Below are 15,327 nucleotides of genomic sequence, written 5' to 3' on the forward strand. Positions count from 1 at the left end.
GGGCGGCAGGGGGGCGGGGGCGGCAGCGGGTTGGCCGGCGGTGGCCGGAACCTTTCCGCGCTCTCCCGCGCTCTCCTGCGCCCTCTTGTTGCTCCCGTCCGCGCCCGCGCGTGTCCGTGCCTGCCCGTGCGTGTCCGTGCGGGTCCCTCCGGGCGTCCGGGCGGGTCCGGCGGCCCTGCGGACTGTTCGGTACCGATCGGAATCCTTCGGACTTCTGTGGAACTCCAGAGGGTTCCGGGACGTCCTTCGTTCTTGGGGGCGGTCGGGAACTCTTGCTCGATTTCGGGGGATTCGGCGGATCCGAATCGATTCGGTCGATTCGGTGGATACGGGGGAAACCGGACGTCCGGAAGCTCCAGGGGGCGCCCGCAGGACCCTCGCGCCGGGCGGTGGGGAAGATGTGCCAGAGTTGCCACGTCCCGGCGGTGAGCACGTACCGTACGGCGGACAGGCGTGAGCGCCGGGACCGGGACATCGGGAAGGGGCAGCTGGGTTGACCACGCACGCACCGCATGCACTGCATTCATCTCAGGGGCCGCAAGCGGCGCAGTCCGTGACGCTGCCGGCCTCGCTCGACGAGGCCGTGGCGGCGCTCGCCGCCATGCCCGCCGCCGTGCCCGTCGCCGGCGGCACCGACCTCATGGCCTCCGTCAACGCCGGGCTGCTGCGGCCCGCCGCGCTCGTGGGCCTGGGCCGGATCAACGAGATCCGCGGCTGGCAGTACCAGGACGGGCACGCGCTGCTCGGCGCCGGGCTCACCCACGCACGGATGGGACGGCCGGATTTCGCCGCTCTGATCCCCGCGCTGGCGGCGGCCGCGCGGGCCGCCGGGCCCCCGCAGATCCGCAACGCCGGCACCCTCGGCGGCAACATCGCCACCGCCGCGCCGACGGGCGACGCACTGCCCGTACTGGCCGCGCTGGAGGCCGTCCTCGTCATCCACGGCCCGGGCGGCTCGCGCCGGGAGATCCCGGTCTCGCACCTGCTGGCAGGCCGCGAGATGCTGCGGCCCGGAGAGCTGATCGGCTTCGTACGGGTGCCGCTGCTGCACGCGCCGCAGGTCTTCCTGAAGGCCACGGGGCGTACGGGCCCGGGGCGCGCGGTGGCGTCCGTGGGGCTCGTACTGGATCCCGCGCGCCGGGGGGTGCGCTGTGCGATCGGTGCGGTCGCGCCCATGCCGCTACGGCCGCTGGAGGCCGAGCAGTGGGTGGCCTCGCTGATCGACTGGGACGGGGAGCGGACCCTGGCTCCCGAGGCGCTGGAGGCCTTCGGCGAGTACGTCGCGGCCGCCTGCGTCCCCGACCAGGGCGAACCGGTGGCACCCGGGGTACTGCATCTGCGGCGGACGGTCGCCGTGCTGGCACGGAGGGCCCTGGGGAGGGCGCTGACCTCATGAGTGAGAACGAGAACGTGAGCGGAACGACGGGGGACGCGGGTCCCGCGGGCCACACCGGCACCGGCTGGGGCTGGGAGCCGGTCCCGCAGGGCGGCGAGTACGACTCCGACGCGACGGCCTTCGTGAAGCTGCCGCAGGACATGCTGGACGCGCTCGGCACCGGGGAGCCGCTCGCGGCGCCCGGGCACGGCTACGTGCCGCCGCCGATGATCGTGCCGCTGGGTTCGGCGAGCGCGGATCCGGCGGCGACGGGGACGTGGACGATTCCGGTGCAGTGGCCGGAGGCGGGGACGGCGCCGCATGCCGGTGGCGGTGGCGGTGCGGGGGCTTCCGGTGGTGCGGGTGCTTCCGGTGGTGCGCCGACGCCCGCGCCGGTGGGCGGGCCGATCCCGGCTTCGATCCCGATCCCGGCCTCCGTGGCGGCGGCGTTCGAGGGCGCGGGGCAGGATCCCGTCCGGGTTTCGGGCGCCGAGCCGGGTCAGGCGCCGGGTCAGGCCTCGGCTCCGGGTCAGCTGTCGGCTCCGGGCCAGGTGCCGGGTTCGGCCGGGGGTGCGCACGATCCCGGTGCGACCGCCGAGTGGCGGTTCCCGGAGGCGGTCCAGGACTCCGAGCCCGTGAGCACCGGCCAGTGGACCCTCCCGGAACTGCCCGAGCAGACCGGGGAGTTCCGCCTCGGTGCCCCGGCGGCCGACTGGAGCCAGGCCCCGGCGACGCTGCCGGGCGGCGCGGCGGCCCCCTGGGCGACCCATCCCGACTTCGAGGCGGCGGCAGCCGCGCGTCCGGGTCCGGATGCCGCGATGAGCTCGGGCGTGCTGCCCGAGGCGCGGCCCGACGCGGGCGACGCCGGCACCTCCGGCGCGGGCCTGCGGCGGCTCGGCGGCCCCGGCGTCGGCGGCCCCGGGCGCGGCCCCCGCGTACTGGGCGGACCCGGTGTGGGCACGCTCCCGGAGGCGACGGAGCCGGAGCCGGTGCATCCGGCTCCGCACGACATCGAAGCCGCCCATGGCCCGGCGGCGACGCCGGTCACGGCGGAACGGCCGCATCCGGGTGCGGAGGCCCCCGAGGTGGCTTCGCCCGCCGACGCGGATCGGGAGCGGGCGGCGGCGCCCGTCGCGGCTGCCGAGTACGTGCTGTCGGGCGGGCCCGGGGCCGGCGGCGTCGCCGGTGGCTTCGCGGAGCCCGGGGACACCGACGGGCACGGGTTCACGGCATCCGGCCACGGGCACGGCCCCGGCAACGGCCCCGCCGGGGCGGAGTCCGGGCCGGGCGGTGAGCACGGGTTCACGGCGGAGCCCGCCGCGGAGCGCGCCGCGGAGCCCGCCGACACGGACGGGCGCGGTTTCGGGGGCGGTGCCGGGGTCGGCTTCGGCGGAGCCGTGGCTTCGGGAACGCCGAGTGCGGACACCGCGGACATGGCTGTGGCGACGCCGGATGGGGGAACCCCCGAAGGTTTCCCGGCCGAGGAGCCGACGTACGAAGAAAACGCGACTGCCGAGGCCGTCGCCCATCACGAGCACCCGCTGGCTTCCTACGTCCTGCGCGTCAACGGCGCCGACCGCCCCGTCACCGGTGCGTGGATCGGCGAGTCCCTGCTCTACGTGCTGCGCGAGCGCCTCGGCCTCGCCGGCGCCAAGGACGGCTGCTCGCAGGGCGAATGCGGGGCGTGCGCCGTGCAGGTCGACGGCCGGCTCGTCGCCTCCTGCCTGGTGCCGGCCGCGACGGCGGCGAGCAGCGAGGTCCGGACCGTGGAGGGGCTCGCCGGGGGCGGGGAACTCTCGGACGTGCAGCAGGCGTTGTGCAGGTCGGGTGCGGTGCAGTGCGGGTTCTGCGTGCCCGGCATGGCCATGACCATCCACGACCTGCTGGAGGGCAACCACGCCCCCAGCGAGCTGGAGACCCGGCAGGCCCTGTGCGGGAACCTGTGCCGCTGCTCCGGCTACAAGGGCGTCATCGAGGCCGTCCGCGAGGTCGTCGCCGAGCGTGAGGCGTCGGCCGCGCCCGACGCGCCCGGGGTCGGGAACGGAGCCGGGAACGCAACCGGGAACGGCTCTGGCGCGGAGGCGCGTATCCCGCACCAGGCGCCGCCCGGCGAGGGCGGGATCCACCACAACGGAGGCATGGCGTGAGCGGGCACGACGCGGCCACGGCCACGACGACGGTATCGGTCGCGACGGGCGCTGCGCCCGCCGTGGCGCCCGAGACGGGCGAGCAGGAGGTGCCGCGCGGCATCGGGGCCTCCGTGCCCGCCGCCGACACGCGCGCCAAGAGCGAGGGCACCTTCCCGTACGCGGCCGACCTGTGGGCCGAGGGCCTCCTCTGGGCCGCCGTCCTGCGCTCCCCGCACGCCCACGCCCGCATCCTCTCCGTCGACACCTCCGCGGCCGCCGCCATGCCCGGCGTGCGCGCCGTCGTCACCCACGCCGACGTCCCCGGCGCCACCACGCACGGCCGCCGCATCGCCGACCGGCCCGTCTTCGCCCACGACGTCGTCCGCCACCACGGCGAGCCCATCGCCGCCGTCGCCGCCGACCACCCGGACACCGCCCGCCTCGCCGCCGCCGCGATCGCCGTCGAGTACGAGCTGCTCGACGCGGTGACCGACCCCGAGCAGTCCTTCGGCGCCCCCGCCCTGCACCCCGACGGCAACCTGATCCGGCACATCCCGCTCCGCTACGGCGACCCGGAGGCGACCGGCGAGGTCGTCGTCGAGGGCCTGTACCGGATCGGCCGCCAGGACCCCGCGCCCATCGGCGCCGAGGCCGGGCTCGCCGTGCCGCGGCCCGACGGCGGCGTGGAGATCTACACCGCCTCCACCGACCCCCACCTGGACCGCGACCTGGCGGCGGCCTGCTTCGGCCTCGAACCCGACCGGGTGCGGGTCGTGGTGACCGGTGTCCCGGGCGCCACGGCCGACCGCGAGGACGCGGCCTTCCAGCTGCCGCTGGGGCTGCTCGCCCTGCGCACCGGCTACCCGGTCAAGCTGGCCGCCACCCGCGAGGAGTCCTTCCTCGGCCACACCCACCGCCACCCGACGCTGCTGCGCTACCGCCACCACGCGGACGCGGAGGGCCGGCTGGTCAAGGTCGAGGCCCAGATCCTGATGGACGCCGGCGCGTACGCGGACTCGTCCTCCGAGTCGCTGGCCGCGGCAGTGGCGTTCGCCTGCGGCCCGTACGTCGTGCCGCACGCCTTCGTCGAGGGCTGGGCGGTCCGTACGAACAACCCGCCGTCGGGCCACGTACGGGGCGAGGGCGCGATGCAGGTCTGTGCCGCGTACGAGGGCCAGATGGACAAGCTCGCGGCCGCCCTCGGCATCGACGGCGCGGAGCTGCGCCTGCGCAACGTACTGGCGACGGGCGACCTGCTCCCGACGGGCCAGACGGTCACCTGCCCGGCGCCGGTGGCGGAACTCCTGCGCGCGGTACGCGATTGCCCGCTCCCCTCCCTCCCGAAGGACACCCCGGAGGAGGAGTGGCTGCTGCCGGGCGGCCCGGAGGGCGCGGGCGAGCCGGGCGCGGTGCGGCGCGGGGTCGGGTACGGCGTGGGCATGGTCCACATGCTCGGCGCGGAGGGCGCGGACGAGGTCTCGACGGCGACGGTCAAGGTCGTCGACGGGGCGGCGACGGTGATCTGCGCGGCGGTGGACACCGGCCAGGGCTTCTCCACGCTCGCCCGCCAGATCGTCCAGGAGATCCTGGGCGTGGACGAGGTGGTGACGGCCCCGGTCGACACGGACCAGCCGCCGGCGGGCCCGGCGGCGCACGGCCGCCACACGTGGGTCTCGGGCGGCGCGGTGGAGCGTGCGGCGAAGATGGTCCGCACCCAGCTCCTCCAGCCGATGGCCCACAAGCTGGGCATGTCGACGGAGCTCCTGCAGATCCAGGACGGCCGCATCACGTCCTACGACGGCGCGTTCTCGACGACGGTCTCCGAGGCCATGGCGGGCAAGGAACTCTGGGCGACGGCCCAGTGCCGCCCCCACCCGACGGAGCCCCTGGACGGCGACGGCCAGGGCGACGCCTTCGTGGGCCTGGCGTTCTGCGCGATCCGCGCGGTCGTGGACGTGGACATCGAACTGGGCTCGGTGCGGGTCGTGGAACTCGCGGTGGCCCAGGACGTGGGCCGCATCCTCAACCCCCGCCAGCTGGAGGCCCGTATCGAAGCGGGCGTCACACAGGGCGTGGGCGCGGCGCTGAGCGAGAACCTCCGCTCGGTGTCGGGCCTGGTCCGCCACCCCGACCTGACGGGCTATGCGCTGCCGACGTCGCTGGACGCTCCGGTGGTCCGGATCGTCAAGCTGGTCGAAGAGCGGGACGTGGTGGCCCCGTTCGGCGCGAAGGCGGCGAGCGCCATCCCTGTGGTGACGGCCCCGGCGGCGGTAGCCTCGGCGGTACGCTCGGCCACGGGCCGCCCGGTGAACAGGCTCCCGATCCGCCCCTCGGCGGCGGTCGCGGCGCCCAACTCGTGACCGTGTGACCCGCATTGCACGTGCAACCCCGAGGTTGGGACTGTCGGTACCGGTCGCTAGAGTGATCGGTAAGACGTAGTACGTGCGCGATGAACGGTGCGAACGGGGAGGGGCCGCGGCGGAAACGCCGCGACCCCGGGGATTTCGGGGAGTCGGGGAGGCCATCGTGGCAGAGGAGAAGGCACCGGACGGTCTGGCGGGGCTGACGGGCCTCAATTCGGGCCTGGCGGACGCGATCATGGCGCAGGCCAAGGCGCTTGAGGTCGAGTTCGAGTCGATGACGAACTACAAAAAGCTCGTGGACGACCTCTTGAAGAAGCTCGACGGCTCGGGCGCGGACGAGAAGAAGCTGGCCCACGTCACGCTCCCGGAGGGAGTCCTGGGCAAGGGCTTCGCCGAGGCGGACGCCCTGTTCAAGACGTACACGACGGTCCACACGCAGCTCCAGAACCTGTCGAAGGGCCTGGCGAGCCAGATCGAAGCCCTGGGCATCGCGATCATGACGGCGGGCAAGGGCTACGGCGGTGTGGACGAGGACACGCAGGCGCGTATGCGTTCCATCGTCGCGCAGGCGAAGAAGGACTACGTCGCGGAGCGGGACCCGCTGGCGAAGCAGGAGGCGGACACCCAGGGTGGCGCGAGCGGCCACGGCAGCAAGGCGAAGGGCAAGGTCTGATGGCAACGAACTTCGAGGGCTACACCCACCAGCAGCTGCTTGCCATGATCGCCTCGATCGACCCCAAGACGGTGGAGACGCGAAGCGCGCAGCTGAACGAGGCCGCCTCAACGATCAAGGAGATCGGGGAGAGCCTCAAGAAGCACCAGGTCAAGGGCTGGGAGGGCGCAGCTGCCGACAACTTCGCGGACTGGGTGAGCCGAGCGGGCAGTGCGACGCTGCTCCTTGGTGACTACAGCGCCGCGGGCGGCAAGTGGATGGCCGAGGCCGCCCAGATCATGCACGAGGTCCAGGCCAACATGCCGAAGTACGACACATCGGCTGCCGACAACCTGAAGGCCGCCCAGCAGTTCCACAACGACCCCGATTCGCAGAAGATCAGGCAAGAGGCGAACGCCAAGCTGAACGGCGATCACCAAAAGGCCGTTGATGCGATGACCAAGCTGGCCGGATCGTACGACCAGTCGACGACGCAGATGGGCAAGGTCCAGATCCCGACGTTCCCGCCGCCGCCGGGGGATTTCGTGCCGGATGCCCCACGGGGTGGAAGTACTGACCTTGAGCGTTCGGGCGGAACCTCCGAATTTGGTTCAGGCTCGGGTGGCTCTTCGTACTCGCACGCTGGACCGCGTGGCAGTGGCCCGTCAACTGATCCCGCTTCGGCACCTGGTCACCAGCCCGACAGCACCCTGCCTCCGACTACGGGGCACACACCGGTACCGGGGCTCCCGGATCGGGAGGTGGACGTGGACCTCGACCATGTCGCGACGCTTCCCGACAAGACGCTTCCTCCGGTCACCGGTCTGCCCGGCGGACCCGTCCCGGGGCCGGGTGGCGGTAGCCCCACTGGACCTGTTCTGCCCATCGCACTCCCGCCCATTGGTACGCCGATCCAGGGCGGTGGCGGACCCGGCAGCAAGTTCCCGGTCACGCTGCCCCCCTCCAGCAAGGTCGGCGGACCCAGCGGTCTGCTCCCTCGCGACATCGGGATCATGGGCGGTCGGCAGGTGACGACCAATGGCCCCACCGCGGGCATTCCGCGTGGCACGGTCATCGGCCACGAAGGTGGCCCGCAGGCTGCTGGGCGTGGCATGGGCGGCGGCATGCACCCTGGTGCGGGCGGCCCGCATGGCGGTGGCCAGGGTGGTTCGGCGATGGGTCGTCGACTGGCCATGGAGCCCGGGGGTGTTGTCGGCGGCCGTCAAGCCGGCGCGATCGGCCGTCAGACCACCGGCGCCCAGCCCTTCACGCAGGGCGGTTCGGGCCTTGTGCGCAACGGTTCCGGCGCCGGTTCGGCCCGCGGTGCGATGGGGCATGCGGGTGCAGGTGTCCACACTCCCGGCAAGCGGGGCGACCAGCAAGGCAGCGAGCGTCCCGACTACCTGGCCGAAGACGAAGAGACCTGGCAGAGCAACGGTCACGTTGTTCCGCCGGTGATCGACTGAGCAGAACGGATATTGCGACGAGATGCGCATGCGTAAGGCGACCTCGGCCCTCGTGGGCCTCCTGCTGGCCGGGGTCGCCGCGACCCCGGCCCATGCGGATACGGTTCGGTCCAAGCAGTGGCATCTCGACGCCATGAAGGCCGACGACATCTGGAAGATCAGCACCGGCAAGGGCGTAACCGTTGCGGTGATCGATACCGGTGTTGCCCGTATTCCGGAACTCGAGGGCCAGGTTCTCCCGGGCAAGAACTTTGCCGCGGAGTCGTACAAGGGCGACGAGCGCACCGACTACGACAATCACGGGACGGCGATGGCCGCGATCATTGCTGGCAACGGAAAGGGGCCTGGTGGTGCCCAGAGCGCCTTTGGCCTTGCTCCCGGTGCGAAGATCTTGCCCCTACGGGTCGACGTCGGTGGTGATGGCGGTACCCCGTTTCGAGCGATGAGTGAGGCGATCCGATACGCGGCAGATTCGGAGGCGAGGATCCTCAACATCTCGATGAGCGGCAGCAATAAGAGCGATAACCTCACTCAGGCCGTCAAGTATGCGCTGGGTAAGGGGAAACTGATCTTCGCGGCTGTTGGGAACGATGGGGATACTAACGTTGAATACCCTGCCGCGACGCCGGGGGTCGTAGGAATCGGTGCTGTTGACCCCGATGGTGCAGCGACAAAGGAGTCGCAACACAACGCCTACGTGGACATGTCTGCTCCCGGGATCAATATCGTCACCGGATGCGACGGTGGCACGGGTCTCTGCGATAGCCATGGGACCAGTGATGCGACCGCCCTCACATCCGCCTCTGCCGCGTTGCTCTGGTCGGCTCACCCTGAGTGGACGAACAATCAGGTGCTCCGTGTTCTGCTGAATACTGCTGGTAAGCCGGTTGATGGCGTCGAGCGCAACGACTACGTCGGTTACGGCGTGGTCCGTCCGAAGATTGCGCTGCCCACTCCGGGCGACCCCGGTCCGGCCGATGTCTACCCGCTCCCCGACCTCGCTGCGGCGGACGCGAAGAACGCGCCCTCCCCGTCGGCCGACGGCAAGAAGACCGAGTCCGGCGCGCCCCAGGCCCCGGCCGCGGCCAAGAAGGACGGCGGAAGTCCCGTTCTCTGGATCGGGCTCGGGCTGGGGGCCTGCGTCCTGATCGGTGGGGCCGTCACCGCGGTCGTCGTGCGGCGCAGGAACGCCTGACGGCGGTCCGTGCGGCTGCGGCGGACGTCCTCGGCCCTGGTCGGCCTTCTGCTGGCCGGGGTCGCCGCGGTCCCGGCCGCCCACGCACACACCGCTCGGCCAGAGCAGTGGCATCTGGGTGCCATGCAAGCCGACGAGGTGTGGAAGGTCAGTACCGGCCAAGGCGTCACCGTCGCCGTCGTCGACACCGGCGTCGGGCGGATCCCCGAGCTCGACGGTCAGGTGGTCCAGGGCAAGGACTTCTCCCACGGCTACGAGGGGGACGAACGCACCGACTACGGCGATCACGGCACCGGTATGGCTGCTCTGATCGCCGGCACTGGCAAGCGCCCGTCCGGCGAGGGGGCGTTCGGGCTGGCCCCGGGCGCCAAGATTCTCCCCCTCCGCGTCTCCGAAGGTGGCGGGAATCTCCGCCTCCATCAGTCGATCGCCGAGGCGATCCGCTTCGCGGCGGACTCGGAGGCCAAGGTCCTGAACATTTCCTTCGGCGGGCCGGGCAGGAGTTCGGAACTCGACGCCGCCGTTCGGTACGCCCTGGACAGAGGCAAGCTCGTCTTCTCCTCCGTCGGCAACGATGGAGAGGGAACCAACGAGGTCATGTACCCCTCCGGCTCGCCCGGAGCGGTCGGTGTCTCCGGCGTCGGCCCGGACGGTGTGGCGACCGAGGAGTCCCAGCACGGCCCTCAGGTGGACTTGTCCGCCCCCGGCGTCGACATCGCGACCTCATGCGCCGATGACTCCCCGGACTCCGACTCCGGTCTCTGCGTCAACCACGGCACCAGCGAAGCCACCGCCCTCGCCTCCGCCTCGGCCGCCCTACTCTGGTCCGTACACCCCGACTGGACCAACAACCAGGTACTCCGCGTCCTGCTGAACACGGCCGAGAAGCCGGACCCCGTCCACGGCATCGAGCGCAACGACCGCCTCGGCTACGGAGTCGTCCGCCCCGTCATCGCGCTGACCGCCCCCGGCGACCCCGGCCCCGCGGACGTCTACCCGCTCCCCGATCTCGCCGCGGCGGGCGGGATATCATCCCCAGCCCCGGGCCAGCCCAAACCTGTACCGGCCCCGGCAGCCGCATCCCACGTACAGAACAAGACAACCGGCAACAGGCTACTTCCCTGGGCCGTCCTCGGGATGGGAGCCTGCCTGCTCGTTGCCGGAGCCGTAACCACACGCGCACATCAGCGTGTTAGACGCTGATGTGACACAAGGAGAAAAGCACGCGATGTCGTTCGACGAGGAATGGTCCGCCGCACGCGCCACGGCCGCCGCCAACGTCTCCATGCGGCTCAACCACGTACCCGTCGAGCCCGGCGGCAGCGGTGGCAGCGGCGGCAACCTGGAGCTGAACCAGGACCACATCGGCGCCATCGGCACCGAGGCGTACAAGCTGCACTCGCGCCTCCAGACGGACGGCAAGCACGCCGCCACCGCCACCAGCGAGGCCGCCGGGGCGCTCACCAAGGAGAGCTTCGCCAGCGGGTCTGCGCTGCTGAAGGTCAACGCCATGTGGGAGAGCCAGGTGAAGACCCTCGTGGCCGCCTGCGCGAACGTCTCCAACGGGCTCAACTACTCGCTCTCCTCCCACGCCAAGGACGAGCAGCAGTTGCACGCCGACTTCACCTCGTCCGCGATCGACAAGTACCTCAAGTAGGCGGCGCCCCCATGCTGACGTACGAGAACGTGATGAACGCGCCCCTGGACAAGCTCCAGACGGCGGCCACGGACTGGAAGGCCATGGCCGACAAGCTGGACGAGATGGCCGAGGCCGCTCGCAACGGCATGAAGGCCAAGGCCGACAAGGCCGAGTGGAGCGGGGTCACCGCGGGCGTCGGGCGGGCGTTCGTCGACAAGACGGCCAAGGAGTTCGAGGACGCGGCCAAGGAGGCCAAGGGCGTACACCAGCTCCTCAGCGACGGCCACACCACCCTCAAGACGGCCCGCGACGCGCTCAAGAAGGCCGCCGACGAGGAGGCCCCGGCCGCCGGCTTCCGCGTGGACGCGGCCGGCAAGGTCTCGGCCGTCCCGATGGACCCGAAGACCGAGTTCGCGGCCCGGCACGACCCGGACTACCCCGAGTTCAAGCGCAAGCAGGAGGAGAACCGCAAAGCCTGGCAGGCGAGGGTGGACCGGCTCGTCGAGGACTGCGCGGACGCCGACGACTCCCTGGCCCGCGCGCTGCGCGCGAACATCTCGGACGACCACGACTTCACCGGGCCGAAGTACACCACCCTGGACGGCGAACAGGCCGACCGGGCGGCCGAGCTGATGAGGAAGCTCAGCAAGGAGCAGGGCGGTGTCGCCCGCAATCCCGAGGCGCTGCGCGAGCTGGAGGACCTGCTCGACGACAACCGCAACGACGTCGACTTCTCGACGGACTTCTACCGCAGGCTCGGCCCCGAAGGCACGCTGGAGGCGTACGCGAAGCTGTCCATCGACGCGTCGACCCTGGGCGAGGCCGGCAAGGACCGCCTGGCGATGGTCGGCAACATCCAGAACGACATGGGCGCGATGCTGGGTCTCGCCACGCAGAAGAGCTCGCCGAACCACCTGGACGTGGCGTGGACGACCGGCCTGATGAAGGCCGGCCGCAAGGAGATGCAGGTCACCGGCGATCTGACCAGCAAGATCTACGGTTACCAGGCGCTGGGCGCGCTGCTCCACGAGGGCACGTACGACAAGGACTTCCTGACCTCGGTCGGCCGGGACATGGTCGCGTTCGACCGCGAGAATCCGAAGGCCTGGGAGCACGGCTCGCCGTACGACCCGAAGACGGTGCTCAGCCAGGGCAAGGACGGCAGCCGGGGCTTCTACCCGCTGACGGGCCTGATGGACGCGATGTCCCACAACCCGGACGCGGCGGCGGCGTTCTTCAACGAGCCGGTCCGCCAGGACAGCAACGGCGACGGCATCGTCACCACGGCCGACAAGGTCGTGTCCGGCCAGCACGGCAAGGCGCGGGGCATGGTCGACTACATGCTCGACAAGGAGTCCTGGGCCGACGCCTTCGACCGGACGCCCAGCCACCCCTACGGCGAAGCGGGCCCGGCCCAGGACGCACTCGGCAACGCCCTCGAAGCGGCCGTTTCGGGCCGCGTGCCGGGTGACGAGGACGCGAAGCCCGTCCCGCACACCAAGGAAATGACGGCGATCATGGAACGCGTCGTCGAGAAGATCGGTGACAAGCCCGAGCTGGTCACCGGGAAGCCCGGCGAGGACGGCAGTGACCCCTTGAAGGGGATGTCGGGCCACTTCGGCCAGATGGCCGCCGAGTACATGCCCGACATCCAGGCCTCGGCGGAGAACGGCAGCGGGATGATCAAGGCCAATGGCGAGATGGCCAAGTTCCACAAGGCCGACATGGCGGCCTTCATCGGAGCGGTGGGCCAGGACCCGGACGCGTACGGTGCCATGACCGCCTCCCAGCGGGCCTTCACGACCACGCTCATCAACGACGTCATCGCGCATCGCAGTGAATACGACGATGTCGACGCGGCGATCAAGAGTGCCGTACACCCGGGCGGTCAGATCGCGGGCATCCTGTCCGAGGCCAGGGCCGAGGGCACGTTCGGCGAGAACGCCCACACGAAGGAAGAGTACGTAAAGGGCGTCGAGGACAACGCCAAGTGGGTCAACCGCGCCATCAGTGCGGCAGGTGGCAAGTATCTGGAGATGGTCCCCCTGGCCGGGGACGTCGTGGAGTGGCTCCAGGAGGACATCACGGAAGGCGTGGTCGAGCGGGCGACGAAGGACAAGGCCGAGAAGATCGGCGAGATCGACCACAAGGCGGTGATCGACTACACGGACGCCCAGACGGAGGCCGGGTTGTCGGCAGCGCAGTCGGTACGGAAGGCCGCCGAGGGAACCGGTATGACCCAACGGACCGTCGACGCCCTCGCCGGAGTCGCGTCGACCGAGACCGCGAACGCCCATGCCGTCGGCCGAGGCCAGGTAGCGACGTCCAACGGAGGCTCCTGATGCCCATCCACCGGTCCGCCCTTGTGCTGGCGGCTGCCGCCCCCATAGCCCTGGTCGTACTGTCCGGCTGCTCCGAGGGGACCGAAACGGCTGCCTCGAAGCTGCCCGAGCGCACCTGCTTCGGAGTGTTCTCCCGATCCGACCTGGGGCCCTTGGTGGGCAACGGCGAGCAGGTGAAGGAGTCGGGACCGGCCGACATGCAGCTGACCGCGGTGCGCCGGGGCGCCACGTGCAGTGTCGACGTGGACGGCAAAGACCGGTTCCAGGCCTCGGCGACGCGCCAGCCGCTGGAGCAGAGCTTCTTCTGGAACACCGAGCTGATCAAGCCGGCAGCGGATCCGCTGCCGTTGGGCGACAAGGGCGTCGTGTACAACACGGGGGCTCGGGTACTCCTCGTCTGCAAGGGCAGCGACGAGCCCTTCCAGGTCGAGCTGTCGCTCAGCGGATCCACCGACCAAGTCGAGAAGGGCGGATCCCGCCCGTTGTTCACCCGGCTCATGACGAAGTTCGTCGAGGCGGGCAGGCAGCAGACCCAGTGCGCGGGCTAGCCGACACCGCCGGACGGAAGGGAGAAGGCCGCTCAGAACACTCCTGAGCGGCCTTCGGGAGAAGCCGTGGCGGGAATTGAACCCGCGTGCCTCGCTTTGCAGGCGAGTCCCTCAACCACTCGGGCACACGGCTGTGGGGTGGTTATGGATGTGACCGTACGGGTGGGCGCCAGGGGTGGGGAAGGTGTGCGGGGCGGGTGCAATGTGATTGCCATGCTGCGTTTACGGGCCGCCGGTCCTAGGTCTGGGGGACGAGCGCGGGATACGTCCAATTGACAGGGGCGTAGCCCAGTAGCGGGGCTTACTCTGGGGCGATGAGTGCCCTTGAAGCCCGTGTGTCGCAGCGCAGTGTGCCGGTCCCGCCGGAGCCGGAGGGCGGGATTCTGGGGTCCGCGTACCGGGCGCTCAGCATCGGGATCATCTCCGTCGTCTTTCTGATCGCCTTCGAGGCGACCGCCGTCGGGACGGCCATGCCCGTCGCCGCGCGGGAGCTGGACGGGATCGGGCTCTACGCCTTCGCCTTCTCCGCGTACTTCACCACCAGCCTCTTCGGGATGGTCCTGTCCGGGCAGTGGGCCGACAGGAAGGGGCCGTTGTGGCCCCTGGCCGTCGGGATCGCCGCCTTTGCCGCGGGGCTCCTCCTCGCCGGGACCGCCGTGGACATGTGGGTGTTCGTCCTGGGGCGGGCCGTGCAGGGGCTCGGGGGCGGGCTGGTCATCGTCGCGCTGTACGTGGTGGTGAGCCGGGCCTACGAGGAGCGGCTGCGGCCCGCGATCATGGCCGCCTTCGCGGCGAGCTGGGTGGTGCCGTCCATCGTCGGGCCGCTGGCCTCGGGGGCCGTGACCGAGCACCTCGGCTGGCGCTGGGTGTTCGTCGGGATACCCGTACTGGTCGTCGTACCGCTGGTCGTGGCCCTGCCGGCGATCCGCCGCACCGCGTCCGGGCCGGTGGATCCGGACGCGCCGCCCGCCGCCTTCGACGGGCGGCGGATCCGGCTGGCGCTCGGGATCTCCGTCGGGGCGGCGCTGTTGCAGTACGCCGCCCAGGACCTCCGGTGGCTGTCGCTGCTGCCGGCCGCCGCGGGCGCGGGGCTGCTGGTGCCCGCCGTACGGGGGCTGCTGCCGCGCGGTACGTACCTGGCCCGGCGCGGGCTGCCTTCGGTGGTGCTGCTGCGCGGGGTGGCGGCGGGGTCGTTCATCGCGGCGGAGAGCTTCGTTCCGCTGATGCTGGTCACCCAGCGGGGGCTGAGCCCGACGCTGGCCGGGTTCTCGCTGGCGGCGGGCGGCTTGACCTGGGCGGGCGGCTCGTGGCTGCAGTCGAAGGGGCGGATGGCGCCGTACCGGGAGCGGCTGATGGTGGTGGGGATGGTGTTGGTGGCCTTCGCCATCGCGGCCGCGCCGGCGGTGCTGATCGAGTCCGTGCCGGTGTGGACGCTGGCGGTCGCCTGGGCGGTGGGGTGCCTGGGGATGGGGCTGGTGACCGCTTCGACGAGCGTGCTGCTGCTGGAGTTGTCGGCGCCGGAGGAGGCGGGGGCCAATTCCGCCGCGCTGCAGATCTCGGACGCGCTGGCCAATGTGGTGCTGCTGGCGGCGGGCGGCGCGGCGTTCGCCGCGCTGGG

11 protein-coding genes and 1 tRNA gene are annotated in these 15,327 nt (G+C 71.5%); 11 read left to right on the forward strand and 1 reads right to left on the reverse strand.

From position 1 onward, the window contains the following. Nucleotides 1-493: 493 nt before the first annotated feature. From IF02_RS0131640 to IF02_RS0131685, 10 genes are all read left to right on the forward strand, one after another. On the forward strand, nucleotides 494-1,396 hold the full coding sequence (locus IF02_RS0131640; RefSeq protein WP_078622453.1) for an FAD binding domain-containing protein: 903 nt from the start codon (nucleotides 494-496) through the stop codon (nucleotides 1,394-1,396). Then, nucleotides 1,393-3,522, forward strand: coding sequence for a (2Fe-2S)-binding protein (locus IF02_RS0131645; RefSeq protein WP_030163155.1), 2,130 nt, complete (start codon nucleotides 1,393-1,395; stop codon nucleotides 3,520-3,522). Before IF02_RS0131640 ends, IF02_RS0131645 begins: the two co-directional genes overlap by 4 nt. Beyond that, complete coding sequence (locus IF02_RS0131650) at nucleotides 3,519-5,864, forward strand: xanthine dehydrogenase family protein molybdopterin-binding subunit (RefSeq protein WP_030163157.1); 2,346 nt, start codon at nucleotides 3,519-3,521, stop codon at nucleotides 5,862-5,864. The genes IF02_RS0131645 and IF02_RS0131650 overlap by 4 nt, the downstream gene beginning before the upstream one ends. A 166-nt stretch (nucleotides 5,865-6,030) precedes the next feature. Then, entirely contained in the window at nucleotides 6,031-6,540 is a 510-nt protein-coding gene (locus IF02_RS0131655) for a hypothetical protein (protein ID WP_234318387.1), read from the forward strand. Further along, nucleotides 6,540-7,985 (forward strand): WXG100 family type VII secretion target, encoded by a 1,446-nt coding sequence (locus IF02_RS0131660; RefSeq protein WP_030163161.1) that lies wholly within the window; start codon nucleotides 6,540-6,542, stop codon nucleotides 7,983-7,985. The genes IF02_RS0131655 and IF02_RS0131660 overlap by 1 nt, the downstream gene beginning before the upstream one ends. Nucleotides 7,986-8,013: 28 nt before the next feature. Further along, nucleotides 8,014-9,180 (forward strand): type VII secretion-associated serine protease mycosin, encoded by a 1,167-nt coding sequence (gene mycP, locus IF02_RS0131665; RefSeq protein ID WP_234318388.1) that lies wholly within the window; start codon nucleotides 8,014-8,016, stop codon nucleotides 9,178-9,180. A gap of 123 nt (nucleotides 9,181-9,303) precedes the next feature. Continuing rightward, nucleotides 9,304-10,383 carry a type VII secretion-associated serine protease mycosin gene (gene mycP / locus IF02_RS0131670; RefSeq protein WP_234318389.1) on the forward strand — a complete coding sequence of 360 codons (1,080 nt, stop codon included), beginning with the start codon at nucleotides 9,304-9,306 and terminating at the stop codon, nucleotides 10,381-10,383. Nucleotides 10,384-10,408: 25 nt separating this feature from the next. Beyond that, nucleotides 10,409-10,837, forward strand: coding sequence for a hypothetical protein (locus tag IF02_RS0131675; RefSeq protein ID WP_030163166.1), 429 nt, complete (start codon nucleotides 10,409-10,411; stop codon nucleotides 10,835-10,837). An 11-nt stretch (nucleotides 10,838-10,848) separates the two neighbouring features. Beyond that, nucleotides 10,849-13,161, forward strand: coding sequence for a hypothetical protein (locus tag IF02_RS0131680; protein ID WP_030163167.1), 2,313 nt, complete (start codon nucleotides 10,849-10,851; stop codon nucleotides 13,159-13,161). After that, entirely contained in the window at nucleotides 13,161-13,709 is a 549-nt protein-coding gene (locus IF02_RS0131685; protein WP_030163168.1) for a hypothetical protein, read from the forward strand. Before IF02_RS0131680 ends, IF02_RS0131685 begins: the two co-directional genes overlap by 1 nt. Nucleotides 13,710-13,770: 61 nt before the next feature. Here IF02_RS0131685 and IF02_RS0131690 read toward each other — a convergent pair. Beyond that, nucleotides 13,771-13,842 (reverse strand) — tRNA-Cys (locus tag IF02_RS0131690). Between the two features lie 181 nt (nucleotides 13,843-14,023). On the opposite strand from IF02_RS0131690, the gene IF02_RS0131695 reads away from it, so the two are divergent. Continuing rightward, the coding region (locus IF02_RS0131695; RefSeq protein WP_030163169.1) for an MFS transporter at nucleotides 14,024-15,327 on the forward strand (1,304 nt) is incomplete at its 3' end.

Source organism: Streptomyces sp. NRRL S-244 (assembly GCF_000717915.1).
Lineage (GTDB): Bacteria > Actinomycetota > Actinomycetes > Streptomycetales > Streptomycetaceae > Streptomyces.